Below are 25893 nucleotides of genomic sequence, written 5' to 3' on the forward strand. Positions count from 1 at the left end.
TATGCTATGATTCCTAAAAAGATTCATTTGTGTTGGTTTGGAAAAGGAGTGTATCCTTTAAAAATGATGCAATGTTTAGCTTCTATTGCAAAGTATTTACCCGATTATGAAGTAATCATTTGGACAGAAGATAATTTTGATATCGCGAAGTATCGATTTGCCCAAGAAGCTTATCAAGAAAAAAAGTATGCTTTCGTTTCTGATGTTTGCCGAATTCATGTATTAAATGAACATGGAGGAATATATTTAGATACGGACGTTGAAGTTATCAAAAGTTTTAATCCTTTTTTATCTCATCAATTCTTTTGCGGTTTTGAATCAGATTGTTTGTTGAGTACTGCAGTTATTGGAAGTGTAAAGCAACATATTATATTAAAAAGGATATTGGCTTTTTATCAAAACAAGTCCTTTTATCGCAAGCACTTGTATAAAAAATACTATACTACACCTAATACGATTACAATCACCAAGGATTTTTTGTTACACGGGTTAAAATTAACGAATCAAGAACAACATCTTGAAGCTTGTAATGCTGTAGTATATCCCCAAGCCTTTTTTAGCCCGAAGAACTGTTATACAGGTGAATATAGCATTTGTTCTGATACACATGCAATTCACCATTTTACTGGTTCATGGCAACAAGGAAAAAACAGAAAAGATTGGATCAACCGTTTGTTTTATTCTTAATAATACTGACTATATTTGCAGTTCAAATCTCAAAGGGGTGCCGAACAGGCTGAGATCATACCCGTAGAACCTGGGCAGGTAATGCTGCCAAGGGAATATAGTGCAAGTAATGCCTTGCATGGGAACGTGTAATTATTAATCAAACAATAATTGCCCCTTTTATTTGTGAAAGTATTTTTACGAATGAAAAAAGTAACCGTAAATTCATTATTTATTCTTGGTTTATGTTTAAGTGCTGCCATACCAGGGTTCGCACAACATCAAACAGTACAAGATTCAATCCAAAAGACAGCCTTAAATGAAATCGTTTTATCGGCTGTTCGCGTGGATGGGAAATCGCCGATCGCTTATGAAAATTTGTCCAAAGCCGCATTGACTAAACGCAATTTAGGACAGGATATTCCTGTACTAATGGGACAGATGACTTCTGTAGTCACAACAACTGATGCCGGAAATGGAATCGGTTATTCGAGTTTCCGCGTGCGTGGTTCTGATGCCACACGTGTGAATGTGACCTTAAATGGAATTCCGTATAACGATGGCGAATCACAAGGGTCATTTTGGGTGAATATGCCCGATTTTGGTTCTTCGGTGCAAAACTTGCAACTACAGCGAGGTGTTGGAACATCAACCAATGGTTCGGCTGCTTTTGGTGCCAGTTTAAATTTAAAAACGGATGACTATTCGCAAGAAGCCAACGGAGAAATAGCTAATTCGTTTGGAAGCTATAATACCCGCAAGTCAACGGTTAAGTTCAGCACTGGATTAATAAACGATAAATTTGAAATCGCTGGTCGTTTGTCGGATATTCATTCGGATGGGTATATTGATCGCGCCTCTTCGGATTTAAGATCGTACTTCTTGCAAGGGGTATACGTTGGTAATACATCGTTAATCAAAGCATTAGTCTTTGGTGGAAAACAGAAGACCTATCAAGCATGGAATGGCGTATCACAAGAGGAAATAGATGAGTATGGACGTCGTTATAATCCATCAGGAAAATATAAGGACGACGAAGGAAATACACAGTTCTACAACAACGAAACGGATAATTATAAACAAGATCACTACCAATTACATTGGAGTGAACGATGGTCTGATTTATGGAGTTCAAATGTATCGTTGCACTATACGAAAGGATACGGGTATTATGAGAATTATAAAAAGAACCAAAAAGTCAAAGAATACGGTTTAGATGCTGTGTTTGTCAATGGGGAAGAAGTGAATCGAACAGATTTAATTCGCCGCAAAGCATTGGATAATCACTTCTATGGAATGGTATTTAACGTTAACTATAAAGCAGACGCACTTACTGTTGTTGTTGGTGGTGGGGCGAATAAGTATGAGGGAGATCACTTTGGTACTATCTTATGGGCGAAACAACCGGTGAATTTTGATTACAAACAAGAGTATTATCGCGATCATGCTGTGAAGACTGATGTAAATTTCTTTGCAAAAGCAACTTGGCAAGTGGCAGAACAATGGAGCCTATATGGGGATATGCAATACCGTAGAGTAACGTATGAAGCTAATGGAGAAGAGACAGGACTAGTGAATGTGAAGTTTAATTTCTTGAATCCAAAAGCAGGAATTACTTTCCAGGCCAATGAGGAAAATCAGTTTTATTTCTCTTATGCAAGAGCCAATAAAGAACCCAATCGTACGGATTACAAAGAGCGTCAACTTAATCAAATGCCAAAGGCAGAAAAATTAGATGATTTTGAATTGGGATGGAGAATGCAAACAGAACGTGCGCGTCTGAATGTAAATGCCTTCTATATGAAATATAAGGATCAACTGGTTTTAACAGGACAATTGAATGATGTGGGAGCATCGGTACGTGAAAATATCAAAGATAGTTACCGTTTAGGAATTGAAATTGACGCTCAGGTTAAGCTATTGGAAAAATGGTACTGGAACCCTAGTGTGACGGTAAGTACCAATAAAAATAAAAACTTGTCTTACCTATGGGAAGGAGAAATGCAATATTTTGGAACAAAGTCTATTGCTTTCTCTCCGGATTTCATCGCTTCGAATGCAATAACTTATACTCCATTGAAGGGAATGAGTGTTTCCTTACTAACGAAATTTGTAGGGGAGCAGTATATGTCTAATATAGAGGCGAAAAATTCAAAACTCGATTCTTATTTTGTCAATGATTTGAGTTTGAACTATGAGTTTCCTGTAAAAAAATGGTTTAGAAGCATTGGTGTATCCGTTTTAGCAAATAATATTTTTGATGTAAAATACGTATCGAATGGGTATTATTGGTCGGATTTCGATGGTACCCAAGCTATTGATGGTGCGGGATATTATCCTCAAGCAACCTTTAATGTTTTAGCAGGTTTAACGCTGAAATTTTAATAAAAAAAAGGATGGTCCGCGGACCATCCTTTTTTTATTGTTATTTAATAATTAATATTTAAAGTAGTTCCTCTCTGTGTAACCGCATAAGGTTTTAATTGATATTGCGCTCCTGGTGTCAAAGAAGTTCCAGTTAGTAAACTATACTGAAGTGGAGTAGGATGTTGCTCGCACGTACAACTAAGATAGATATCGCCTGGTTTTTCCATTTTCATTCTAGAACAATTGCGGTCAACAGGATGATTGGGACAAGCAATATCATACGCTAAATAGTAAGGGCCCGCATTGAAAATAATCACGCCCATTACGCCTTGGTTTTCTATAATAACAGAATTATTGGGAAACTTCAGTTTGTCATACGCAGGTAAGTTTAGATCAATGAAGATAGAAACCGGATTATTGGGTAAATACGGATTGCTATATCGCACACTATCTTTTGAGCAACTAAAGCTGAATAATAGGACAAGAACTAAGAATAAATTTTTTTTCATCGCATAAAATATTTGTAAAACAAATTTAATTAATTAACTTTGACAAGTAGACTATACAGAATTAGATAATTTATTTAAATAAATATAAAAAATATTTTACGCACCAGAAAATCCCGTTTCATGGGATTTTTTCTATTTATATAAACCAGTTAATTATGAGTAAAATTTCGTATTACACTGCTGAGGGGCTGAAAAAGCTAAAGGATGAATTAGAGCAGTTAAAAAGTGTAGAGCGTCCAAAAGCATCACAAGCAATTGCTGATGCAAGAGACAAAGGGGATTTATCGGAGAATGCGGAGTATGATGCTGCAAAAGAAGCACAGGGGTTACTGGAACTTAAAATTGCGAAAATGGAAGAGGTAGTATCAACGGCTAGAATTATTGATGAATCACAATTAGATGAATCAAAAGCATTGGTACTTTCAACGGTTAAAATTAAAAATCAATCAAATGGTATGGTTTTAACCTATACGCTAGTAGCAGAAAGTGAAGCTGATTTGAAAGCAGGAAAGATTTCTGTAACTTCTCCTATTGGAAAAGGATTATTAGGAAAATCTGTAGGTGAAATCGCCGAAATTAAAGTTCCTAATGGACAAATGAATTTTGAGATTCTTGAAATTTCAAGAGATTAATTTTAAAAAAACCAGATGTATGAGTTCAATTTTCACTAAAATAATCAATGGAGAACTTCCAGCATACAAAATCGCTGAAAACGATCAGTTTTTAGCCTTTTTAGATATTAATCCCAATGCGAAAGGACATACGTTGTGTATTCCAAAGCAAGAGATTAATAAAATCTTTGACATGGAAGAAGAGCATTATGTAGAATTGATGAAATTCTCAAGAAAAATAGCCAAAGCCTTAGAACAAGCTGTTCCTTGCCAAAGAATTGGAATGTCTGTTGTAGGATTAGAAGTGCCACATGTTCACGTGCACTTAATTCCTTTACAAACCATGGATGATATTCGTTTTAGTAAAAAAGAAAGCTTGAGCCCAGCAGAGTTTGAAGAAGTAGTAAAAAAAGTACAACAATACTTATAAGCTCTAATTGATGAGCTGTAGAAACAAAAAAAAGCAGGAGTGAATTTCACTCCTGCTTTTTTTTGTTTGATCTAATCCTAGTTTATTTTGGTAGTTACACCATCTTATACGTAATGACAAATGTTGTTCCTTTACCTAGTTCAGAATGGTGAACTCTAATTTTTCCATTTTGGTATTCCTCTACAATTCTACGCGAAAGTGAAAGCCCAAGTCCCCAACCGCGCTTTTTGGAAGTATACCCTGGTTCAAATATTTTTTCAAATTTATTTTTTGGAATTCCTCCTCCTGTATCGGTAAGAAAGAGATGAACAAACTGATTCGTCGCTGAAATAACAAGTTCGATTTGCCCTTTCCCCTTGGTCGCATCAATGGCATTTTTAATTAAATTCTCAATGGTCCAGCTGTGTAATTCCGGATTGAGTAAAACTTTAATTTCTCGTTCTGGTGCTGAAAAATGAAAGGAAATCTGTTTAGAAGATCGCTGTTGAAAATACGCATATGTCTTATACGTTTCCGCAATGATATCTACTGGCGTTAATTGTGGTTTGGAACCAATTTTAGAAAATCGATCCGCAATAGTTTGTAGTCGCTTGACATCTTTTTCTATTTCCTCAATAATCATAGGGTTCATCTCCTCCAACTTCATTAATTCAATCCACCCCAACAAGGAAGATAAAGGCGTGCCTATTTGATGGGCTGTTTCCTTGGCCATACCCGTCCATAAACGATTCTGAGCGGCAATCTTATTACTGCGATAGAAAATGATAATCAAAACAGTAAAAAAGACGAAAATTAAAATTAAGGCTAAAGGATAGTATTTCAGTTTTAATAATAAAGAGGAATTCCCATAATACAAGTACTGTTTTTGTTTGCCAACCTCTACTTCAATAGGTGTATTTTCATTCTTGAGTTTGCGCAAGAAGATTAGCGCTTCTGCCTCACTTTCTTGAACCTTGAGTGGCACATTGACCATAGCTAATATGCTATCTCGGTCATTGGTTTGAATAATAGGAATCGTCGTATTGTTGGTTAGAATTAACAAAGGAAGCTCAAGATTAGTATCATGAGGATTCGCTTCATTTAATGTATTAGATGCCGTGGACCAAATCTCCATTTTGATGCGTTCTTCTTCTTTATACGTCTGAAAAAAAGAATATGTATTCCAAAGTATAAGCAACAAAACTACAAATGCAGTTGCAATAAGTGTCCAGCGAATAATTTCTCTTTGTATTTTCAAGATGGCGATTCATTTAGATGTTTAAAGGTAACTAAAAAAAATGCGATATAATTCATGCATTTCTAGTTAATCAAACGCAGAATTCTCCTTTTCCATATAGAAGAACTGGATTAATTATGAAGCGAATCTTGCGTATTCATTGAGAGGAGGCTTAGTTTCACAAAGACCAGAAAAAGAAAAAGAAAAAATAGCACTGTAAGAAGGTGTTTGTCGCTCGTGTTTTTTTGTGATTCAATCTGCTTTTATTACCTTTACTCATCTACCTAAAAAGAAGAAATAAAATGAAAACAATAAACCCAAAAGACATTTCAACTGTAGAATTGCAAGGTTTTTTACAAGGGTCTGTAGGACCAAGACCGATTGCTTTAGCGAGTACAGTTGATGCTGATGGAAATCCAAATTTATCCCCTTTTAGCTTTTTTAATCTATTTAGTGCTAATCCACCAATTTTAGTATTCTCCCCTTCAAGACGCGTGCGTGATAATACGTGTAAACATACGTTATTCAATGTACAAGCAACGATGCAGGTGGTTATTAACGTGGTGAATTATGATATGGTTCAACAAACGTCTTTATCAAGTACAGAGTATAAAGATGGAGTAAATGAGTTTGTAAAAGCAGGTTTTACCATGATTGAATCGGAAGAGGTTCGTCCATTCCGCGTAAAAGAAAGTCCTGTTCAATTCGAGTGTATTGTACAAGAAGTGATTGGCCTAGGAACAGAAGGCGGAGCAGGTAATTTAGTAATCTGCGAAGTAGTAAAAATGCACATTGATGAAGCAATCCTCAATGAAAAAGGAGGAATTGATCAACATAAAATTGATTTAGTTTCTCGTATGGGAGGCAATTGGTATAGCCGCTCTAATATGGGAATGTTTGAAGTAGAAAAACCATTGACAACCCTAGGACTAGGTGTTGATATCATCCCACAAGAGGTGATTGATAGTTTGGTGTTTTCAGGAAACGATTTAGGAATCTTAGGAAACGTAGAACACTTACCGACAACAGAGGAAATTCAAGCGTTTTTATTGGCAAATCCAGCAGCTAAAGAAATCGTAGCATCAGGTGATGTTGAAAAGAAATTTAAGCAAGCTAAAAAGTATTTAGAGGAAAATAATGTACCTTTGGCTTGGAATATGATTTTAGCAAAGTAACAATCAGGAAAAAAAAGATATAATGGAAGTAATAGGAAGAATTAAGGTGATTGGGCAGCCACAAGATATTAGCTCAAGCTTCAGAAAAAGAGAAGTTGTGGTTACTACTGAAGAACAATATCCACAAGATATTTTAATTGAGTTTACACAAGATAGAGTGAGTTTACTTGATACTTTTCAAGTAGGAGAACCAGTGAAAGTATCGATTAATTTAAGAGGAAGAGAGTGGACATCTCCACAAGGTGAAGTAAGATATTTCAATACAATTCAAGGTTGGAGAATTGAAAGAAACATGCCTGCACAAGGAATGGGACAGCCAATGCAAAACCAATACGCTCAGCAACCTAATATGGGGCAGCCTGTACAACAAGCAGGAGGGTTCAACCAAAATTACCAAGGTAATCAAGGGACACCAAATCAGTTTGCACAACAAGCACCACAAGCGCCTCAAACTCCACAATTCCCTCCAGCACCGTCATTCACGGAGGAGGATCATGATGATTTACCATTTTAATTAATACGAATCCCTAATCAATTGATTGGGGATTTTTTTTCTCTATGATAGCTATTTTAGATCCCAATTACTTAGGATTTCCTCCAGTTGAAACAGCACATGAATCCGGAATTTTAGCCATTGGTGGTGCACTTACTGCAGATTGGTTACGCTTGGCCTATCAACATGGTGTATTTCCGTGGTTTGAAGATGGTGAACCAATTACTTGGTGGGCACCTAACCCAAGAATGGTTGTTGAGTTAGCCACATTTAAACCTTCAAAAAGCATGCGTAATATCTTGAACAGAGCACTATTTCAAGTGACGTTCAATACGCATTTTGAGGCTGTAATTACACAGTGCCAACAAGTAAAGAGACAAGGACAAAACGGAACTTGGATTACGGATGAAATGCTGGCCGCTTATTGTGAGCTACATCAGTTAGGCTATGCGAAATCTGTTGAAGTATGGCAAGAAGGACGCTTAGTAGGCGGGTTGTATGGTGTGGATGTAGGACACGGGGTTTTCTGTGGAGAAAGCATGTTCTCTTTGGTATCTAATGCTAGTAAAGTTGCTTTTCATCAGTTGATTCAAAAACTCAGAGAAGAGAACTACCAATTATTAGACTGTCAGGTGTATAATCCGCATCTCGAACTATTAGGCGCAGTTGAAATGCCCCGTGAAACTTATATGACCTATTTACATGATAAAAAATAAAGAAAATCCAAACGTTAAAAAGCTAACGTTTGGATTTTCCAATTTAAGGTATCAACTAGTACCAATTGATTGTGTAAGGGATTTGCATCTAAAATAACCTTGAGTGTCTCTTGGGCCATCATTGTCCCGATAATGCCTGGAAAAGTACCTAATACACCGTGTAAGCTGCAATTGGGAATGTCTTTCGGGTCAGGAGCCTCAGGAAATATATCCCGTAAATTTTTAGAATTCCGGTGTTGGAAGACGGCTAATTGCCCTTGAAACCCTAATATGGTGCCATAAATCAAAGGTTTGTTTAATGAAACACAAGCATCATTAACCAAATAACGCGTGGTGAAATTGTCTGTTCCATCTACGATATAATCATAGGCAGTAAAAAGAGCTTCGACATTGTCAGCGGTTACCTTTTCTCTGTGCATATGAAAGTGAATATGAGGATTGAGCTGAGCAATGCGTTTGGCCGCAACATCTACTTTGTATTGTCCAATATCATGTGCTGTAAATAGAATTTGCCGATGCAAATTGTGTATTTCCACACGATCAAAATCAACTACTCCCAAATGCCCTATTCCAGAGGCTGCCAAATAGGTGAGAATAGGAGAACCTAACCCACCAGCGCCTAGGACTAGTACACGTGCATTTTTAATTTTTAATTGACCTGCAGTTCCAACTTCAGTTAAATTCATTGGACGGCTGTAACGTAAAAAATCGTGAACTTCTAGCATAGGTTTAGAATGAGAAATTAGCATAGCTCTGATTCCAATCGGTCCAGATCGGTTCATAACCTTTGGATTGAATCAGTTGATAAATGGCAGCTGTTGATCGCTGGTCACACGTTTCAAATTGCGCGAGTGAACCTTGATCAACGCTATATCCCCCTGGATTTGTTTTGGATCCCGCACTCATGGAAGTAACCCCCAATCCAATCACGTGATCGCGAAACCATTCACTTTCGCGCGTAGAAATAGAGAGTTCAATATCTTCATTCCAGATGCGATAGGCAAACATCAGTTGAAGTAAATCAATATCCTCCATGACAAAATTAGGTTCTACATTGCCTTCCGCAGGTCGCAATCGAGGAAAGGAAATAGAATACTTGGTTTTCCAATAGGTTTTTTGAAGGTAATCGAGGTGTAAAGCGGTGAAAAAACTGTCCACACGCCAATCTTCTAGCCCTAATAATACACCTAATCCTATTTTGTGGATGCCTGCTTGTCCTATGCGGTCAGGTGTTTCTAAGCGATAGCGGAAATTGGATTTTTTACCTTTGGGATGATACTGTTTATAGACTGCTTCGTGATAGGTTTCTTGATAGACTAATACGGCATATACCCCCAGTTGAGCTAAGACTTCATATTCGTTTTGCTCTAGCGGTTGTACTTCAATCGAAAGGGTAGAAAAGGAAGTGCGAATCTGTTTGATCGCTTGTTCAAAATAACGAAGGTTAACGGTGTGATTGGCTTCACCCGTAACCAATAAAATATGATCATATCCTTGACCTTTGAGCAAGTTAATCTCTTGTTCTATTTCGATAGGGGTTAAGGTTTTCCTGCGGATGTTGTTATCAATACTAAACCCACAATACGTACAAATATTGTGACATTCATTGCTCAAATACATCGGAGTATAGAGCTGAATGGTCTTGCCAAAACGCTTATGTGTCAGCTGTTGGCTGAGTTGAGCCATTGGTTCTAGAAAAGGACGAGCTGCAGGCGAAATCAGGTGAAGGAAATCAGTCAGATTTCGCTTTGATTTACCGAGGCTTTGAACCACTTGTTCTGGTGTTGTGTCGTTGAGCTGTTGGCGAATTTCATCCCAGGAATACTGGGTGTAAACATCGTAAAACGTCATGGTTATTGGTATAAAAATGAGGTTAAAGGACTAGAGGCATGGGCGTGGTTTTGAATAGCGCCCAATTGAGCTTCGTACGCCATTCTTCCTGCTTGAACCGCCTGTTGAAAAGCTTTAGCCATAACAACTGGATCACCTGCAACGGCAATAGCAGTATTAACCAATACGGCATCTGCACCAAGTTCCATGGCTTTAGCAGCATCTGAGGGTGCGCCAATTCCGGCATCCACAATAACGGGAACGCGACTGTTTTCAATAATGATTTCCAAGAAATCCAAAGTTTTCAATCCTTTATTGGTGCCAATAGGAGCCCCTAAAGGCATGACAGCCGTTGTTCCAACTTCTTCTAATCGTTTGCACAGTACTGGGTCTGCGTGGATATAAGGCAACACATAAAAACCTTGTTTGGCTAGTTCTTCTGTCGCTAGTAAGGTTTCAATGGGATCAGGTAATAAGTATTTTGGATCAGGATGAATTTCGACTTTTACCCAATTTGTTTCTAAAGCTTCGCGGGCTAGTTGAGCCGCTAAGATCGCTTCTTTCGCATTTCTAGCTCCTGAAGTATTGGGAAGTAAGTGCAAATGCGGATGATTCAAATGGGCTAGTAAAGCATTGTTGTCCTGTTTTAAATCCAATCGTTTTAAAGCAACCGTGATGAATTCAGTTTCACTGGCTAAAGTAGCTGCTTCCATTACAGCATTAGATCCGTATTTGCCAGTGCCTAAAAATAGTCGAGAGTGGAAGGTTTTATCTCCTAGTTGAAATGGGGTCATAAGAAGTAAGTATTTAGTTGTTGTATAAGTTGTTGAGGGGATTGCGCTTGATGGAGTAAACTCGATACCGCAATACCCGATAATCCTATTTTTTGTAATACGGGTACATCGGTTAGGGTTATGCCTCCAATGGCTACAATTGGTATTTGTTTTTCTTCTGGGGTTAGTGCCGTCAATAGTTGTTGGTAACCCTCAAATCCCAATAGTGGACTTAGTTTCTTTTTCGTCAGTGTATAGCGCAAAGGACCCAATCCGATATAATCACAAGACTCATCTAGGCGTTGTTTCACATCTGCTAAGGTATTGGCTGTTCCGCCTATTATTTTATGGGGAAGTAAGGCTCGTGCTTCGGCAATAGATCGATCTTGAAGACCTAAATGAACACCATCAGCATCAATGGCTAGAGCCAAATCGGGATCATCGTTAATGAGTAAGGTTGCATGATAGCTATCACAAAGGAGTTTCACTTGCTCTGCGGTTTTCCATCGAATAGAGGTAAGCGTGTCTTTAAATCGAAATTGAATCCATCGTTGTCCCGCATCTAAAACGGATTCGATGTGGTACAATTGTTCTTGAGGGGTATCGCCCTGACTGATATATTGAATGGGATTAAACATGATAAGCTAATAAAGTTGAATTGGACGCCAAAATTTTTTCGACGTATTGTTTTGATTTTTGTACCGCTTCATAGAGCGAATCCCCTAAAGCGAGCTGACTCGCAATAGCGGAAGATAATATACAGCCCGTACCGTGTTTGGTTGAAGGATACACCTGTTGAGGATAAAACGAATATTGTTCATCAGCAGTTAAGAGGTAATCGACGGCTTTAGTTTCTGGATGATGCCCCCCTTTGAGTAAAACAGCACAAATAGCAGAGAGCGATTGTGCCTTTTCTAGTGGAGTTGCACCTATTGGAATCAGCTGGTCTAGTTCAAAGTAATTGGGGGTGATTAAATCCAGATGAAGCAGTATAGCTTCCAGCGTTTGACCTTCAATACCAGTTGTAAAATCAAAATGAGTACTCGAACGCAAAACGGGATCCCAAATAATATAGGCTTGGGGAATATGCTGTTTGATTACCTGGAGGTAATGTAAAAGCTCCTCTCCGGATTCTACAATGCCTATTTTAACGACTTGTGGTTGATAACGCTGTAAGATAACCTCGAGTTGTTGAAGTATATAGGCGCGTTTTTCCCAACGAATAGCTACAAATTCATCTTCTGTTTGAATCGTATTGGCCGTGAGAATGCCCAAACCATACACTTGATGGCTTTCGAATGTTTTGATATCGGCTAGTAATCCAGCTCCTCCTGAGGGATCAAACCCCGCTATCGAAAGAGCAATTGGTCTTGTTTGTAACATAAATCAAAAATTTTAAGGGGTTCTGCTGCTTGCCATATTGCACCGAGAACTGCAAAATCATCAAATCCCATATTGCGAACGGTTGCTAGATGAGCAGGGGTGATTCCTCCCAAAGCAACAGTCTGAATCCAAGGGTATTTCCAATCAGCTAAAAAAGAGGGCCAGTGTAGGGTTGGTTGATACGCTATTTTAGAAATGCTGTCGAAAACAGGACTGAGAAAAACGCGTTGATGCCTTGTTGATAACTTCTCGCATTCGGTGGAGTTATGAACACTTGTTGACAAATAGGGCAGTTTCTGTGCATGGTTATTAACAAATGAACAATTATCTGTTGATAAGTGGGCGTATTGTGTCTTTAGGCTGTTGATAAGTTGGACATATTGTTTAAAAACTTTAGGATAATTGTTGATAACAGGGCTTGGGATGTGAATAACTAGCTTGTCATGATGTTGATAACTGATGTTTTCAACCCATTGTTGGAGCTGTTCAAAAGTGAAATCAGGCTTTCTAATATGCAAAAGAGGTAAGCCTCTTTCCAACATGGCATTGGCGAGGCTTATTTCTTTTGGATGATGATATGGAGGCGTAATAACCACCATATTATAGGTAGATTTCTTTTCCAGATTTGATGAACTCTTCTGACATTTCTTTCATGCCTTGTTCTGCTGAATCGCGAATTTCTTGTGAAATTTTCATCGAACAGAATTTAGGGCCACACATCGAACAGAAGTGAGCTACTTTGGCAGCATCTGCAGGTAAGGTTTCATCGTGAAACTCTCGAGCGGTATCCGGATCCAAAGACAGGTTGAATTGATCTTCCCAACGGAATTCAAAACGAGCTTTACTCAAGGCATTGTCTCTGTATTGCGAGCCGGGATGTCCTTTGGCTAAATCTGCTGCATGAGCAGCTAACTTATAAGTAATCACACCGTCTTTGACGTCTTTTTTATTGGGTAAGCCTAAATGCTCCTTAGGCGTTACATAGCACAGCATAGCTGTTCCATACCACCCAATCATAGCGGCACCAATAGCAGAGGTGATGTGATCATAACCAGGGGCAATATCCGTTGTCAAAGGGCCTAAGGTGTAAAAAGGAGCTTCTCCGCAATCGCGTAACTGCTTTTCCATGTTTTCTTTGATGAGGTGCATCGGTACATGTCCTGGGCCTTCAATCATGACCTGTACATCGTGCTTCCACGCAATTTTAGTTAACTCACCTAAGGTTTCTAATTCTGCAAATTGTGCCGCATCATTGGCATCAGCAATAGAACCAGGTCTTAGTCCATCTCCTAAAGAAAAAGCGATATCATAGCGTTTCATAATCTCGCATATTTCTTCAAAATGCGTGTATAAAAAGTTTTCTTGGTGATGGAATAAGCACCATTTAGCCATGATGGATCCTCCTCGTGAAACAATACCCGTAACGCGTTGAGCCGTTAAGTGAATGTATCGCAAGAGTACACCTGCGTGAATGGTAAAATACGAAACCCCTTGTTCGGCTTGCTCAATGAGCGTATCCCTGAAAATTTCCCAAGTCAAATCTTCGGCTATTCCTTTTACTTTTTCTAAGGCTTGATAAATGGGTACGGTTCCAATGGGTACAGGTGAATTGCGAATAATCCATTCCCTCGTTTCATGTATATTTTTCCCCGTAGATAAATCCATAATCGTATCTGCTCCCCATCGACAAGCCCAAACTGCTTTTTCTACTTCTTCTTCAATGGTTGAGGTAACGGCGCTATTTCCGATATTCGCATTGATTTTTACAAGGAAGTTGCGCCCAATAATCATAGGCTCACTTTCGGGATGATTGATGTTATTGGGAATAATCGCACGCCCAGCCGCAATTTCATCGCGTACAAATGCTGGTGTAATATAGTTTTTGGGTGTATGGGCTCCAAAACTATTCCCTGGGTGCTGTTGCTTCAATGCAGGAGAAACAGCATCTAGTTGCTCTAAGCGTTGATTTTCACGGATTGCCACATATTCCATCTCGGGAGTGATAATTCCTTGCTTCGCATAGTGTAACTGGGTTACATTTTGTCCCGATTTAGCTACTTTGGGTTTATGCGTAAATTCAAAACGCAAATGAGCTAACTTAGGATCTTCTGCTCGTTTTTGACCATAAACAGATGTAAGCGTATCCAGAACTTCAACATCTTGTCGGTCTAAAATCCAAGATTCTCTCAAACGAGGTAATCCTTTTTTGATGTTGATATCAAACTGTTCATCGGTATAAGCCCCTGAGGTGTCATAGACAGTGACCGATGGATTTTTCTCTAGTGCCCCTTGACTGAGTTTCGTATCGCTTAAGGTAATTTCTCGCATCGCTACGCGAATGGGAAATAGTGTTCCCGCTACATACACCTTTTTTGAATTGGGAAAAGGAGTTTGTGAAATCTTTTCGTGTTGTTCCATATAATCTGATTTATTGTTTATAATCGTCGAGTTAAAATGGAATCAACCGCCTTGGGTTGCTGTGATAATTAAAATATCATCTGCCTCAGATAAGAGATAAGTACCCCAGTCCGCTTTGGCAATAACCGTAGCATTCACTGCAACAGCAATACCTTTTTGTTGCGTTGTGCCGTGTAAATCAAGCATAGTCTGAATGCTGATTTGCAGCTGTTCAAAGTGAAATTTCTGATTGTTGATGTGTAGTTCCATTCCTTTTATTTTGTTGATATAACTTTAGGAATGGCCACACGCTAGTACAGGATGTACCGAATGAAGTCATCTTACTTTTCCCTACGCTAGTATGAACTAGATCAGGTTCAAAGGGTAAAATCTCAGCCTACACGATGTAGACACCCCTAAAGTTGGAAGCAAATATAAGGATTATTTGATGGGAAGCAAGTTCTGTTTAGTTAAGTTCAAATGTTGTATCTTGTTTTGCAAATTAAGGAATATGAAAAAATCAGAAGCTAAATTCATTGAGAATTGGAAAAAGAAAATAGAAATGGGACGACTGAGATATGGCTTTTTGGAAGGTAGTGTTTTTGGATTGCTTGTTGGGATATTCACCACGCTATTATCCTTGCTTTTTGACGATTTTACTATTGTTCTTAGGATGCAACTGGTATATGATTTGATAATTTGGATGTTAGGAGGGATATTGGGTTATTTAACTGTTATGTGGGAGGTTAATACGTATTATTATAAACACTTTTTAAAAAAGAATGGGCTAGAGGATTGATGATGTGAATATTTTTTTTAAAATATTTTATTTAGTTAATTTTTCAAAAAAATACTACTTTTGCAATCGGATAAATAAAAAATAATAAAGTGTGAGACTGTTTTTTGGGCTTTTTATTTTTGATTTTTCAACTTTTTTAATAGCTATGACTCAGATTCAAACTCTTTTACGAAAGAAGAGAGAAGTAAGAATGGCATTAAAAAAACAAAAGTTTTATAGCGATAACGTAATATTAGTTTTTTATATGAAAAAATGTTGGATTGTATTGGTTTTGTGTGTGTTGTTTGTGTTTTCTGGTTGTAAGTCGGATGATGATTTGAGTAAGGATAGTAAAGAGTTGAGAACACTTTTGAATCATGAATGGGAGGCAACTGAGATCATAAATCATTACATCATAGGCAATAGGCTCAAGTATCCTTTCACGACAGAAAAAATGGAGGAATTGTTTAATACCGAAACTTATTCTATAGAAAATTATATACATAAGTTTAAAATGGGTATGAATAAAAAAGGTGGCTTTTATTATGTAGAAGAAATTAAAAATGTTAATACGAATCTGTATGATAAGATTAACGTAATGTATATGTGTACAACACAAGAAGAGGATCGAATTTTTGGTAAGTTAAATTATATTACAAATAATGGACAACCTATTTCATATGAAGCAGATTTATATGTTCGAAAAATTGATGAGAATACAATTAAATTATTGATGATTAATCACGGAGAAGACCCTGCCAACAAAGACATGACTTTTGCTTTATTTGTTTTAAATAAAAAAGGGGCTTGGAATGAAAATACAGCTGTGCAAAGTATTCTAGAAAGTTTTGGTATAGATAGACAATATATCGAATTTATAGGAGGAGAACATTTTGAAAGAGATGTTGCTCAAGGTAGATGTAAATAAGTGAGTAGGAAAGTACATCATACAATAATGATCTTTTTGTATTGTTTAATCTTAGTTATGCTTGAGTAAGTTGACTGGTAATACATAAAAAGCCCCATCATGGGGCTTTTTATGTATTATTCAGTTGATACGAAATCTTTTGTTCCGATCTTATCCACAATCAACGCAATCGCACCATCTCCCATCACATTACATGCCGTACCGAAACTATCCATAGCCACATATAAAGCAATCATTAATGTTTGTTGCTCAGCATCAAATCCTAAAACAGATTGTAATACTCCTAGTGCAGCCATAATAGCTCCACCTGGTACACCTGGTGCGGCAATCATGGTAACGCCTAGCATGAGAATAAAACCAATCATTGCGAATGGATCAATAGGAACGTTTTGAATGAGCATTAAGGCAATAGCACAGGCAACAATTTTTAGCGTACTTCCAGCTAAGTGAATGGTTGCGCAAAGTGGAATGACAAACCCCGCTATTTTAGGGCTTACGTCATTTTTTAGCGTTGATTCTAGTGTTACGGGAATTGTTGCTGCTGATGATTGTGTGCCCAAAGCTGTAAAATAAGCCGGTAGCATATTCTTCATTAAAAGAAACGGATTTCTTTTGACCACAAGTCCAGCAAGAGCATATTGAAAAATTAAAAATACAATGTGAAGTGCGAAAATAACGCCGATAATTTTCAAGAATGTTTCAAGTATAACGAAAACTTGACCACTATAGGTCATATTTAGAAATACACCAAAAATAAAGAGGGGTAAGAAAGGAATAATCACTTTCTCTATCACTGTCATGATAATGGACTGAAACTCGTTAAAAATGCCTTTTAAATGCGTAAAAGGGCCTTTAGAGATGCATATCCCAATGATAAAAGCGAGGATTAAGGCGCTCATTACATCAAATAGGGGAGGAATCTCAATAGAAAAGTACGGAACAAGTACTTGTTCTGGCTCAACAGCTAGGTCCGTAGATTGAGAAAGAAGAAATTGAGGAAAGATACTAATGGAAACCGCATACGAGCTAAAACCCGCTAATAGGGTGGAACCATAAGCTAATCCCGTTGTAATTACTAATAGCTTACCTGCTTCTTTGCCTATATTGCCAATGGCAGGAACAATTAACCCTACAATGATTAATGGAATGATAAAGTTTAAAAAATTACCAAAGAGTGCATTGAAGGTACTAAAAAATCTACTCACACCTAAGGGAAGGAGATCTCCTAAATACGTCCCTAAGGCAATGGCTAATACGATTTGTAATAATAAGCTATTCTTGATGAGTTTCATATTTTTTTGTTTTAAAAATACGAAAATAAATAAAAAAACCTCAAACAAAATGCTTGAGGTTTGATATTTTAATTTTTCAAGGAAATATATTATCCTAATGAAGCTCTTTTGAATCCTGTGATTTCAACTCCAAAAGATTTAACATAATCAGAAACCTTTTTAGATTCATCTTTGATGAAGTTTTGGTCTAATAATGCTTTCTCTTGGTCTAAAGTTGTATTGTCACTGATGAAACGAGCAACTTTTCCAGGTAAAATTCTATCCCAGATGTTTTCAGGTTTACCTTCAGCTTTTAATTCAGCTTTAGCATCTTCTTCCGCTTGTTTCAATACTTCTTCAGTAAGTTGAGCGTAAGAAATATATTGAGGTACATTTTTAAGTGTTTTACCTAAACGTACTAACTCTTCGTTTTCTTTAACGATAACTGCGATACGAGCTTCTGTTTCTTTAGCGATGAATTCTGGATCAAAATCTTTGTAAGATAAAGTCTCAGCACCCATTGAAGCTACTTGCATAGAAACGTCTTTAGCGATTTCGTCTGCTTTAGCAACAGCTGAAGATAAAGCTGTGATAGCAGCAATTTTGTTACCGTGAACGTAAGAACCGATGAAAGCTCCTTCTAATACTTCGAAAGAACCGATTTCGATTTTCTCACCGATAACTCCTGTTTGCTCGATACATTTGTCAGCAATAGTCATTGTGTCATTGTATGGAGAAGCTAAGAATTCTTCTTTTGTATTGAAGTTGATTGCTTTTTCAGCTAATTCTTTTGCTAATGCTTGGAAACCTTCGTTTTTACCTACGAAGTCAGTCTCACAGTTTAATGTAAGAACAACACCTCTAGTTTTGTCAGCATTAACAAGAGCTACAGCAGCACCTTCTGATGAATCACGATCAGAACGGTTAGCAGCAACTTTTTGTCCTTTTTTACGTAAAACTTCGATTGCTTTATCGAAATCTCCCTCAGCCTCAACTAACGCTTTTTTACAGTCCATCATTCCGGCACCTGTTTGTTGTCTTAGCTTATTTACGTCTGCAGCAGTAATATTTGCCATTTTAGTAATCTTTTAAAGAGTTAATAAATTAAAAAAGTCGTTATTGACAGTTGAATACAAAGGTAAACATCTATCAGCATAACGACTTTATGATATTGTTAAAAAATTATGCTTTAGCTTCAGCATCCGCTTTTACAGCTGGAGCTTCTTCTTTTTCAGATTTTCTTTCTGCATTACCTTCGATAATAGCAGCAGTAACTAAAGATAAAATTTTATCGATTGATTTAGAAGCATCATCGTTTGCTGGAATAACGTAGTCAACTTGACGTGGGTCAGAGTTCGTATCCACCATAGCGAAGATCGGAATGTTTAATTTTTGTGCTTCTTTAATCGCAATGTGTTCAGCTTTGATATCTACAACAAATAGAGCAGCTGGTAGACGAGTCATATCAGCAATAGAACCTAAGTTTTTCTCTAATTTTGCACGAAGACGCTCAACTTGTAAACGCTCTTTCTTAGAAAGCGTCATAAATGTACCGTCTTTTTTCATTCTATCAATAGAAGCCATTTTCTTAACAGCTTTACGGATAGTAACGAAGTTTGTTAACATACCACCTGGCCATCTTTCAGTGATGTAAGGCATGTTAGCTGCAGCTGCTTTTTCAGCTACGATGTCTTTCGCTTGCTTTTTTGTAGCAACGAAAAGGATTTTTCTTCCTGATGCAGCGATTTTTTTCAAAGCTTCATTCGCTTCTTCAATTTTAGCTGCAGTTTTATATAGATTGATAATGTGAATACCATTACGCTCCATATAGATATAAGGAGCCATGTTTGGATCCCATTTTCTAGTCATGTGTCCAAAATGAACACCTGCTTCTAGTAATTCTTTTACTTCTACTTTGTTTGCCATTTTCTAATAGTTTACGTTCTGTTACTTTAGCAATGATCAAGTAGCGATTTACTCGGTCTCAACCATTTAGATGCTAAACTACTTCTTACAAAAAATGCAAGTGCGCAACAAAAACCTAGATTTTTTAATAATAAATAAATATTAACGTTTAGAGAATTGGAATCTCTTACGAGCTTTCTTCTGACCGAATTTCTTACGCTCAACCATACGAGGGTCACGAGTCAATAATCCTTCTGGTTTAAGAACTGCTCTGTTCTCTACATCAATTTCGCACATAGCTCTAGCAATTGCCATACGCACTGCCTCAGCTTGTCCTGTAGTTCCTCCACCATATACATTTACTTTGATGTCAAAGTTCTCAGCGTTCTCAGTAAGTGTAAGAGGCTGTAATACTTTGTACTGTAATGTACCTGTAGGGAAATAAATTTTAAAATCTTTTTTGTTTACTGTAATGTTTCCTGTTCCTTCTGAAACATAAACACGAGCAACAGCGGTCTTTCTTCTACCGATTTTGTGAATAACTCCCATTACTTAACTTCGTTTAAATTAACGGCTTTAGGTTGTTGAGCTCCATGTTTGTGCTCAGCGCCTACATTAACATTTAAATTACGGAATAATTGTGCTCCTAATTTGTTCTTAGGCAACATCCCTTTGATTGCTTTCTCTACTAATAATGCAGGATTTTTTTGTTGCATTACTTTAGCAGTTAAAGATCTTTGTCCTCCTGGGTAACCTGTGTGACGGATGTAAGTCTTGTCATCTAATTTGTTACCTGTTAGGTTGATTTTTTCTGCGTTGATTACGATTACGTTGTCTCCACAGTCTACGTGCGGCGTGTAATTTGTCTTGTGTTTACCTCTTAAAAGTGTTGCCACTTTAGAAGCAAGACGACCCAAATTTTGGCCTTCAGCATCTACAACTAACCATTCTTTTTGAACAGTCGCTTTGTTTGCCGATACAGTCTTGTAGCTTAAACTTTCCACAATAATTTTGTATTTAATTAAACATTCCATTCCCAATAAAGGGAGTGCAAAATTACATAATTTCTTTTATTATACAAATCCATACCACTGTTTTTTGCTTTTATTTGCTTTTAACAAGCTGAGTTGTAATTTGTTTGAATACAAGAACGCTTGTTTTTTCACTGGCAAAAACAAAGAAAAAAATGGTATATTCTCTAAAATGAAGGATACTTATTCAAGGGTTTCGTATGTATAAGCTTCTAATTCTTTCAAACTTAGGCCTTTTCTTCTTTTATGAATTTACTTTTTAGTATAGTGTAGTTGTAAACCGATTAGGAATTAAAAAGGAAGAGAAGTAGAAAGAAACATCCTGTTTTTACGAGAATATGTTGTTGTTAATACAACTTAGGATTGTAATTCTCCGGATACTTTGCCATCGCTGGATTATAATAAGGCGCAATCTCATCCAATAAGGCTTCAAAGGATTTGTCCTCAACACGCACTAATTTTAAGATGCCGCATTGCTTCTTTTTGTAATCAGCATAACATAAAGCAATCGGTATATTCGTTTGCCTCGCGATATGATAAAAACCTTGTTTCCATTTGGGCGAAAAGGAACGGGTACCTTCAGGGGTATTGATCAAAGCAATCTCATCGGCCTCTTCAATAATTTGAACCGCATATTCTACTAAATTCTGACTTTTGTTGCGGTCTACCCCAATGCAACCAATCGCTTTGAAGAAAAAACCAAACCACGATTTGGTATAATAATCTTTGATAAAAATTTTAAAAGGCATACCTAAAACCCAGAAACAAGCGAGACTGTAGTAAAAATCCCAATTGGTGGTATGGGGCACACAGATCAAAATAACTTTTTTTTCTTGTTTGAAAGATTCGTCGTGAACAACGAGCTTCCAACCTGTGATGCCTAACATCAATTTGCCCAATAATTTCTTCATGGCCTTGATTTAAAATGAAGTACAAAAATAGTTTTTAATTTGGAACTATTTCGATTTTAACGCAAGCCATAAAAAAAGGTTATTCCACCGGAATAACCTTTTTTTATTGAGATTACAACTAAGTTGTAAAATAGAACTACATACTATGGATAAAGTCAGGTGTAAATGCAATACGAACATAAACACGTATAGAATATCAAAAACAAACTTTTTTTCGTTCTATCCTTGATGTTCATGTAGTTTTGCAACACAAGGCTATAATTATTAATGTGCTTGAAGCCAATTTTCTCCAACTCCTAAGTCAACAACCAAAGGTACTGCTAAGCTGAAAGCACTTTCCATTTCTTCTTTTACCATGGTTTTTAACGCATCCAATTCTTCTTTGTGTGCATCAAAAACCAACTCATCGTGTACTTGTAATAGCATCTTCGATTTCCATTGTTCACTGACCAATCGCTTGTGAATACGGATCATCGCAATTTTAATAATGTCTGCTGCGCTTCCCTGAATAGGGGCATTAACTGCATTTCGCTCTGCCGCACTGCGCACGACAGCATTTTGTGAATGGATATCTTTTAAATATCTTCTTCTGCCTAAAATCGTTTGTACATAACCGTGTTCGCGTGCAAATTCAATTTGTTGTGCGATATAGTCTTTTAGTTTAGGATAAGTTTCATAATAGGTATCAATCAATTCTTTACTTTCTGCACGAGATAAATTCGTTTGATTGCTCAATCCAAAGGCAGAAACACCATAGATGATTCCAAAGTTGACTGTTTTAGCATGACTTCTTTGCTCTTTGGTTACTTCTTCTAATGGAACCTTGAATACACGCGCTGCTGTTGAGCGGTGAATATCTTCTCCGTTTTTGAACGACTCAATCATATTAGGCTCTTCGCTCAATGCGGCAATAATACGCAACTCAATTTGAGAGTAATCCGCCGCTAATAAGACGTAATTTTCATCACGCGCAACAAATGCTTTACGAACCAAGCGCCCGCGTTCTGTACGAATCGGAATATTTTGTAAATTGGGGTTATTCGAACTCAAACGGCCAGTTGCTGCTACGGCTTGCATATATTCTGTATGCACGCGATTCGTTACCGGATTGATTTGCTTCGGTAATGCATCTACATAGGTGTTTTGAAGCTTAATCAATTGACGCCAGTTCAAAATATCTTGTACAATAGCGTGTTTAGGCGCCAAATCACTTAAAATTTCTTCTCCAGTTGCATATTGTCCTGTCTTTGTTTTCTTTGGTTTAGATCCACCAATTTGTAATTTTTCAAATAGAATATCTCCTAATTGTTTGGGTGAGGCTAAGTTGAAATCTTCTCCAGCTGTTTCGTAAATAGACTGTTCTAATTGTTTAATATCGCTGTCTAATGTAGTCGATAATGAATGTAGGAAATCAACGTCTAAGCGAATCCCTTCATTTTCCATATCCGCTAGTACGGATACTAAAGGTATTTCAATCTCTCTGAATAATTGTGCCGTTTGAGTGGCTTCCAATTGCGGTAAGAATACTTGTTTCAATTGAAACGTAACATCTGCATCTTCTCCTGCGTATTCTTTGGTTAACTCAACCTCTACTTCACGCATCGATTTTTGGTTTTTGCCTTTTTTTCCAATTAAGGTTTCAATCGGTTGAGGGGTATAGTTCAAGTAAGTTTCAGCCAATACATCCATGTTATGACGCATATCTGGATTAATCAAATAATGCGCAATCATCGTGTCAAACAGAGGGTGATTCACCTGAATGTCATATTGTTTTAAAACTTTGATATCGTATTTTAAATTTTGTCCAATTTTTTCAATGCTTTCGGATTCAAAGAAAGGCTTGAAGTGTTCTAATGTAGCTAATAATTCCGCTCTGTTTTCAGATAAAGGGACATAGTATGCCGTTCCTTTATCATAAGAAAATGCAAGTCCTACCAATTCCGCAGTTAAAGGATCTAAGCCCGTTGTTTCTGTATCGAAACAAACACTTTGCTGTTGCATTAATTGTTGTGCTAACAAGCGAATAGCCATGGGTGATTGAACCAATTGATAGACATGTTGTGTCGTCTCTAAGGTTTGGTAAGGGGATTGCGTGCTACTTCCTTCTCCCGTGTCAAACAAAGAAAATTGTTCTTCTTGAGTGCCAGAGGATGTCGCGATTGTAGTGGCAGTTACTGGTTGTGGTGTTGAAGAGAAAATTTTGTCGAATTGCTCTTTCATTCTTCTGAATTCCAGCTCAATGAATAGCGCATCTGTTTTCTCAACATCGGGTTTTTCTAAAATATAATTATCCGCATTAAACGTTACCGGACAATCCAAGATAATCGTCGCTAGTTTTTTAGAAAGTAATCCTTTCTCCTTATTGGCTTCGATGTTTTCTTTCATTTTTCCTTTTAGTTCATGGGTGTGAGCTAAAAGGTTTTCCATTGATCCGTATTCTTTGATGAATTTTTTTGCCGTTTTTTCACCAACTCCAGGTAACCCCGGAATATTATCTACAGCATCTCCCATCATACCTAAAAAGTCAATGACCTGTTCAGGATGATCTACTTCGAATTTCTCTTTTACGCGTTCAACATCCCAAATTTCAATACCGTTGCCCATTCGAGCTGGTCTGTACATGACAATATTGTCCGAAACAAGCTGTGCGTAATCTTTATCTGGTGTAACCATATACACCATAAAGTCTTCTTTTTCTGCTTGTTTAGAAATAGTTCCAATTAAATCATCTGCCTCAAAACCAGAAACTTCAATAATGGGAATATGCATCGCCTTTAAAATCTCTTTGATGTAAGGCACTGCAATTTTAATCGCCTCAGGAGTTACATCGCGATTGGCTTTGTATTCAGGAAAGATAGCCAAGCGATCTTTACTCCCCCCATTGTCAAAAGCAACAGCTAAATGATCCGGATTCTCTCTTTTGATGACATCCAAAAGGGAATTCATAAATCCTAAAATAGCAGAGGTATCTAATCCTTTAGAATTGATTCTTGGGTTTTTAATAAGCGCATAATATCCTCTAAAAATTAAAGCATAGGCGTCTAATAAAAAAAGACGTTTTTGTTGAGCCATTGAATGATGGTTTTATTTAATACTGAATTAATTTCAAAGATAGTGATTTTGTTTTTTCTACGTGTGAATAAGTATAATGGGAACACAAACCTTTCTGAGAGAATGGAATGGTTTTTAAAGTAAAGAGTTGTTGTTGTATACATCCTCTTTTGTATAATTTTATTAATTAGGTTATTATTTGTTTTTAAAGTTAGCTTTATTGCTTTTTTATTGATACAATTGCGTATTGTTTAGTGTTAAAAAAAAATAATATTATGAAAAAATTTCACCTTAAATTAGGGGTTTTAGCATTGGTGGCCTCAGGATTAGTTACCACTGTAGGTTGTTCTAGTGATGACCATAATTACCTTATAAAAGTAGATCCAAAACCAGAAGAACCGGGAGAGCCGGGAGAAAATGTAGAGAAAGCGACGTTGAAAGTAGAGGTTGTTACGGTAGAGGAGGAATCCGTTACTTTTAAGTTTGAAGCTACGGGTGCAGAGAAAATTTACTATTTAGTTCAAGAAAAAGATCTTGCTGTTACAGCAAAGCAAGTAATGGAAAAAGGAACATTAGTAGCTGATGCTAAAGCAGAACAAGTTGTCAAAGAATTAGAAGCAGATAAAGAATACGTATTATATGCTGTGGCTTTAAATAAAGAAGATGCCGTTACGTTTGATGAGAAAGGAACAGCGTTTAAAACAAAAAAAGCGATTGATATTGCTATTACCATTACGGATGTTGATTCAACACATGAACGTGTAATTTTTACAGTAACCCCAACTGGTGCAGTGAAAATGCGTTATATGATTGTTGAGAAAAGTGCGATGGAAGGAAGAACCATGACAGCAGAAGAGGTGTTGGAAGAAGGTTTTTCTATTGTAAAGGTAGATGGACCTACTACGTTGAAACCTAAAGTTGCAAAACCAGACACCGATTATATCATCTATGTTGCAGGAATCTCGGCAACGGATGCTCATCTTCTAGTACAGGAAGAAGCACGTACGAAAAAAGAATCGGAAGCTCCTGTTGATGAAGAATTAAAGATAATGACGAACATGAATTTCGTTGGAGATGAAGTAGGACATACAGTAGCGTATTATTTATATTTATCTAGCGACCAATGGGAGGTGCAATTTACCGTTGCTGCAGCTCAAGCAGAGGAAGATGTTTTGAAAGAAGGGCGTTATGTTCTCAACGCAAGTCAAAGGCCAGGAAGACCTGGAGCTGATGAGGTAAGTAGAACTTTTAAGATTCTGAATAAAGGCACAAATGCTTTGGATACAGATATCGATTATGGCGAAATTAAAATTGCAAAAACATCTGCTACGGATTATAAAGTAGAAATAGAAATGGTGAGAAAAAGCGATGTAACCAAGCGTTTCAAAGCAAAATTTGAAGGAGTACCTGTAAAGGGTCAGCCTAGATCATAAAAAATAAGGTAAACTAAAT

Annotated in this window: 27 protein-coding genes and 1 riboswitch; of the genes, 10 read left to right on the forward strand and 17 right to left on the reverse strand. The window is 37.2% G+C overall.

The genetic code is table 11. The annotated features are described in order from the left end of the window. Positions 1–6 precede the first annotated feature (6 nt). Together M2306_RS16140 and M2306_RS16145 are read left to right on the forward strand one after the other, a co-directional pair. Positions 7–687 carry a glycosyltransferase family 32 protein gene (locus M2306_RS16140; protein ID WP_115091856.1) on the forward strand — a complete coding sequence of 227 codons (681 nt, stop codon included), beginning with the start codon at positions 7–9 and terminating at the stop codon, positions 685–687. 183 nt (positions 688–870) lie between these two features. After that, positions 871–3051, forward strand: coding sequence for a TonB-dependent receptor (locus tag M2306_RS16145; RefSeq protein WP_259190265.1), 2181 nt, complete (start codon positions 871–873; stop codon positions 3049–3051). Positions 3052–3095: 44 nt separating this feature from the next. On the opposite strand, the gene M2306_RS16150 is transcribed toward M2306_RS16145, so the two are convergent. After that, positions 3096–3542, reverse strand: a complete 447-nt coding sequence (locus M2306_RS16150) for a hypothetical protein (RefSeq protein WP_259190264.1) — start codon at positions 3540–3542, stop codon at positions 3096–3098. Positions 3543–3697: 155 nt separating this feature from the next. Between M2306_RS16150 and greA the strand changes: the two genes are divergently transcribed. After that, a complete protein-coding gene (gene greA, locus M2306_RS16155; protein WP_002987830.1) occupies positions 3698–4174 on the forward strand; it encodes a transcription elongation factor GreA in 477 nt (158 codons plus the stop codon). A 19-nt stretch (positions 4175–4193) separates the two neighbouring features. Then, complete coding sequence (locus M2306_RS16160) at positions 4194–4583, forward strand: HIT family protein (RefSeq protein WP_002987829.1); 390 nt, start codon at positions 4194–4196, stop codon at positions 4581–4583. 94 nt (positions 4584–4677) lie between these two features. Here M2306_RS16160 and M2306_RS16165 read toward each other — a convergent pair whose 3' ends face one another. Continuing rightward, positions 4678–5820: a sensor histidine kinase gene (locus tag M2306_RS16165; protein WP_115091853.1), complete on the reverse strand. Its 1143-nt coding sequence runs from the start codon at positions 5818–5820 to the stop codon at positions 4678–4680. Between the two features lie 281 nt (positions 5821–6101). Between M2306_RS16165 and M2306_RS16170 the strand changes: the two genes are divergently transcribed. The 3 genes from M2306_RS16170 to aat are packed head-to-tail and all read left to right on the forward strand — an operon-like array spanning position 6102 to position 8183. Continuing rightward, complete coding sequence (locus M2306_RS16170) at positions 6102–6974, forward strand: flavin reductase family protein (RefSeq protein WP_115091852.1); 873 nt, start codon at positions 6102–6104, stop codon at positions 6972–6974. Between the two features lie 22 nt (positions 6975–6996). Next, on the forward strand, positions 6997–7488 hold the full coding sequence (locus M2306_RS16175; protein WP_259190263.1) for a DUF3127 domain-containing protein: 492 nt from the start codon (positions 6997–6999) through the stop codon (positions 7486–7488). A gap of 44 nt (positions 7489–7532) precedes the next feature. After that, positions 7533–8183, forward strand: coding sequence for a leucyl/phenylalanyl-tRNA--protein transferase (aat, locus tag M2306_RS16180; protein ID WP_259190262.1), 651 nt, complete (start codon positions 7533–7535; stop codon positions 8181–8183). Positions 8184–8197: 14 nt separating this feature from the next. On the opposite strand, the gene M2306_RS16185 is transcribed toward aat, so the two are convergent. The 8 genes from M2306_RS16185 to thiS are packed head-to-tail and all read right to left on the reverse strand — an operon-like array spanning position 8198 to position 14836. After that, positions 8198–8965 carry a HesA/MoeB/ThiF family protein gene (locus M2306_RS16185; protein WP_259190259.1) on the reverse strand — a complete coding sequence of 256 codons (768 nt, stop codon included), beginning with the start codon at positions 8963–8965 and terminating at the stop codon, positions 8198–8200. Continuing rightward, on the reverse strand, positions 8913–10034 hold the full coding sequence (gene thiH / locus M2306_RS16190) for a 2-iminoacetate synthase ThiH (RefSeq protein WP_259190258.1): 1122 nt from the start codon (positions 10032–10034) through the stop codon (positions 8913–8915). The genes M2306_RS16185 and thiH overlap by 53 nt, the downstream gene beginning before the upstream one ends. A gap of 2 nt (positions 10035–10036) precedes the next feature. Then, a complete protein-coding gene (locus M2306_RS16195; RefSeq protein ID WP_115091847.1) occupies positions 10037–10807 on the reverse strand; it encodes a thiazole synthase in 771 nt (256 codons plus the stop codon). Further along, positions 10804–11424 carry a thiamine phosphate synthase gene (thiE, locus tag M2306_RS16200; RefSeq protein WP_115091846.1) on the reverse strand — a complete coding sequence of 207 codons (621 nt, stop codon included), beginning with the start codon at positions 11422–11424 and terminating at the stop codon, positions 10804–10806. Before thiE ends, M2306_RS16195 begins: the two co-directional genes overlap by 4 nt. Next, complete coding sequence (locus M2306_RS16205) at positions 11417–12169, reverse strand: hydroxymethylpyrimidine/phosphomethylpyrimidine kinase (protein ID WP_259190257.1); 753 nt, start codon at positions 12167–12169, stop codon at positions 11417–11419. Before M2306_RS16205 ends, thiE begins: the two co-directional genes overlap by 8 nt. Beyond that, entirely contained in the window at positions 12136–12768 is a 633-nt protein-coding gene (locus M2306_RS16210; RefSeq protein WP_115091844.1) for a thiamine phosphate synthase, read from the reverse strand. The genes M2306_RS16205 and M2306_RS16210 overlap by 34 nt, the downstream gene beginning before the upstream one ends. Position 12769: 1 nt before the next feature. Then, entirely contained in the window at positions 12770–14587 is a 1818-nt protein-coding gene (thiC, locus tag M2306_RS16215) for a phosphomethylpyrimidine synthase ThiC (protein ID WP_115091843.1), read from the reverse strand. 42 nt (positions 14588–14629) lie between these two features. Further along, a complete protein-coding gene (gene thiS / locus M2306_RS16220; RefSeq protein ID WP_115091842.1) occupies positions 14630–14836 on the reverse strand; it encodes a sulfur carrier protein ThiS in 207 nt (68 codons plus the stop codon). A gap of 61 nt (positions 14837–14897) precedes the next feature. Further along, positions 14898–14994: riboswitch (TPP riboswitch) on the reverse strand. Between the two features lie 83 nt (positions 14995–15077). Between thiS and M2306_RS16225 the strand changes: the two genes are divergently transcribed. Together M2306_RS16225 and M2306_RS16230 are read left to right on the forward strand one after the other, a co-directional pair. Then, positions 15078–15365 carry a hypothetical protein gene (locus tag M2306_RS16225; RefSeq protein WP_115091841.1) on the forward strand — a complete coding sequence of 96 codons (288 nt, stop codon included), beginning with the start codon at positions 15078–15080 and terminating at the stop codon, positions 15363–15365. A gap of 91 nt (positions 15366–15456) precedes the next feature. After that, complete coding sequence (locus M2306_RS16230) at positions 15457–16272, forward strand: hypothetical protein (protein WP_259190256.1); 816 nt, start codon at positions 15457–15459, stop codon at positions 16270–16272. A gap of 116 nt (positions 16273–16388) precedes the next feature. Here M2306_RS16230 and M2306_RS16235 read toward each other — a convergent pair whose 3' ends face one another. The 7 genes from M2306_RS16235 to polA all read right to left on the reverse strand — a co-directional run bounded on the left by M2306_RS16235 (position 16389) and on the right by polA (position 24462). Further along, the gene (locus M2306_RS16235; protein WP_115091839.1) at positions 16389–17564 is read right to left on the reverse strand and encodes a dicarboxylate/amino acid:cation symporter; all 1176 of its coding nucleotides are present in this window, start codon (positions 17562–17564) and stop codon (positions 16389–16391) included. A gap of 89 nt (positions 17565–17653) precedes the next feature. Further along, complete coding sequence (tsf, locus tag M2306_RS16240) at positions 17654–18619, reverse strand: translation elongation factor Ts (protein WP_060874784.1); 966 nt, start codon at positions 18617–18619, stop codon at positions 17654–17656. Positions 18620–18725: 106 nt separating this feature from the next. Beyond that, the gene (rpsB, locus tag M2306_RS16245; protein WP_002987799.1) at positions 18726–19469 is read right to left on the reverse strand and encodes a 30S ribosomal protein S2; all 744 of its coding nucleotides are present in this window, start codon (positions 19467–19469) and stop codon (positions 18726–18728) included. 141 nt (positions 19470–19610) lie between these two features. Beyond that, positions 19611–19997 carry a 30S ribosomal protein S9 gene (gene rpsI, locus M2306_RS16250; protein WP_002987796.1) on the reverse strand — a complete coding sequence of 129 codons (387 nt, stop codon included), beginning with the start codon at positions 19995–19997 and terminating at the stop codon, positions 19611–19613. Next, positions 19997–20452, reverse strand: coding sequence for a 50S ribosomal protein L13 (gene rplM, locus M2306_RS16255; protein WP_036462661.1), 456 nt, complete (start codon positions 20450–20452; stop codon positions 19997–19999). The genes rpsI and rplM overlap by 1 nt, the downstream gene beginning before the upstream one ends. A 374-nt stretch (positions 20453–20826) precedes the next feature. Then, on the reverse strand, positions 20827–21390 hold the full coding sequence (locus M2306_RS16260; protein ID WP_115091838.1) for a 1-acyl-sn-glycerol-3-phosphate acyltransferase: 564 nt from the start codon (positions 21388–21390) through the stop codon (positions 20827–20829). A 264-nt stretch (positions 21391–21654) separates the two neighbouring features. Then, positions 21655–24462 (reverse strand): DNA polymerase I, encoded by a 2808-nt coding sequence (gene polA / locus M2306_RS16265; RefSeq protein ID WP_259190255.1) that lies wholly within the window; start codon positions 24460–24462, stop codon positions 21655–21657. 254 nt (positions 24463–24716) lie between these two features. Here polA and M2306_RS16270 point away from each other — a divergent pair, with 254 nt between their 5' ends. Continuing rightward, positions 24717–25874: a hypothetical protein gene (locus M2306_RS16270; protein WP_259190251.1), complete on the forward strand. Its 1158-nt coding sequence runs from the start codon at positions 24717–24719 to the stop codon at positions 25872–25874. Positions 25875–25893 lie beyond the last annotated feature (19 nt).

This window comes from Myroides gitamensis (assembly GCF_029894455.1).
Classification (GTDB): Bacteria; Bacteroidota; Bacteroidia; order Flavobacteriales; family Flavobacteriaceae; genus Flavobacterium; species Flavobacterium odoratum.

Coding starts and splice junctions, on each gene's coding strand:
- thiC (WP_115091843.1), bottom strand. CDS start 14,587: ATGGAACAACACGAAAAGATTTCACAAACTCCTTTTCCCAATTCAAAA.
- aat (WP_259190262.1), top strand. CDS start 7,533: ATGATAGCTATTTTAGATCCCAATTACTTAGGATTTCCTCCAGTTGAA.
- rpsB (WP_002987799.1), bottom strand. CDS start 19,469: ATGGCAAACAAAGTAGAAGTAAAAGAATTACTAGAAGCAGGTGTTCAT.
- M2306_RS16185 (WP_259190259.1), bottom strand. CDS start 8,965: ATGAACCGATCTGGACCGATTGGAATCAGAGCTATGCTAATTTCTCAT.
- M2306_RS16150 (WP_259190264.1), bottom strand. CDS start 3,542: ATGAAAAAAAATTTATTCTTAGTTCTTGTCCTATTATTCAGCTTTAGT.
- M2306_RS16210 (WP_115091844.1), bottom strand. CDS start 12,768: ATGGTGGTTATTACGCCTCCATATCATCATCCAAAAGAAATAAGCCTC.
- M2306_RS16175 (WP_259190263.1), top strand. CDS start 6,997: ATGGAAGTAATAGGAAGAATTAAGGTGATTGGGCAGCCACAAGATATT.
- M2306_RS16270 (WP_259190251.1), top strand. CDS start 24,717: ATGAAAAAATTTCACCTTAAATTAGGGGTTTTAGCATTGGTGGCCTCA.
- M2306_RS16160 (WP_002987829.1), top strand. CDS start 4,194: ATGAGTTCAATTTTCACTAAAATAATCAATGGAGAACTTCCAGCATAC.
- tsf (WP_060874784.1), bottom strand. CDS start 18,619: ATGGCAAATATTACTGCTGCAGACGTAAATAAGCTAAGACAACAAACA.
- thiE (WP_115091846.1), bottom strand. CDS start 11,424: ATGTTTAATCCCATTCAATATATCAGTCAGGGCGATACCCCTCAAGAA.
- M2306_RS16205 (WP_259190257.1), bottom strand. CDS start 12,169: ATGTTACAAACAAGACCAATTGCTCTTTCGATAGCGGGGTTTGATCCC.
- M2306_RS16195 (WP_115091847.1), bottom strand. CDS start 10,807: ATGACCCCATTTCAACTAGGAGATAAAACCTTCCACTCTCGACTATTT.
- M2306_RS16260 (WP_115091838.1), bottom strand. CDS start 21,390: ATGAAGAAATTATTGGGCAAATTGATGTTAGGCATCACAGGTTGGAAG.
- M2306_RS16225 (WP_115091841.1), top strand. CDS start 15,078: ATGAAAAAATCAGAAGCTAAATTCATTGAGAATTGGAAAAAGAAAATA.
- thiS (WP_115091842.1), bottom strand. CDS start 14,836: ATGGAACTACACATCAACAATCAGAAATTTCACTTTGAACAGCTGCAA.
- M2306_RS16140 (WP_115091856.1), top strand. CDS start 7: ATGATTCCTAAAAAGATTCATTTGTGTTGGTTTGGAAAAGGAGTGTAT.
- M2306_RS16235 (WP_115091839.1), bottom strand. CDS start 17,564: ATGAAACTCATCAAGAATAGCTTATTATTACAAATCGTATTAGCCATT.
- thiH (WP_259190258.1), bottom strand. CDS start 10,034: ATGACGTTTTACGATGTTTACACCCAGTATTCCTGGGATGAAATTCGC.
- polA (WP_259190255.1), bottom strand. CDS start 24,462: ATGGCTCAACAAAAACGTCTTTTTTTATTAGACGCCTATGCTTTAATT.
- M2306_RS16145 (WP_259190265.1), top strand. CDS start 871: ATGAAAAAAGTAACCGTAAATTCATTATTTATTCTTGGTTTATGTTTA.
- M2306_RS16170 (WP_115091852.1), top strand. CDS start 6,102: ATGAAAACAATAAACCCAAAAGACATTTCAACTGTAGAATTGCAAGGT.
- greA (WP_002987830.1), top strand. CDS start 3,698: ATGAGTAAAATTTCGTATTACACTGCTGAGGGGCTGAAAAAGCTAAAG.
- rpsI (WP_002987796.1), bottom strand. CDS start 19,997: ATGGGAGTTATTCACAAAATCGGTAGAAGAAAGACCGCTGTTGCTCGT.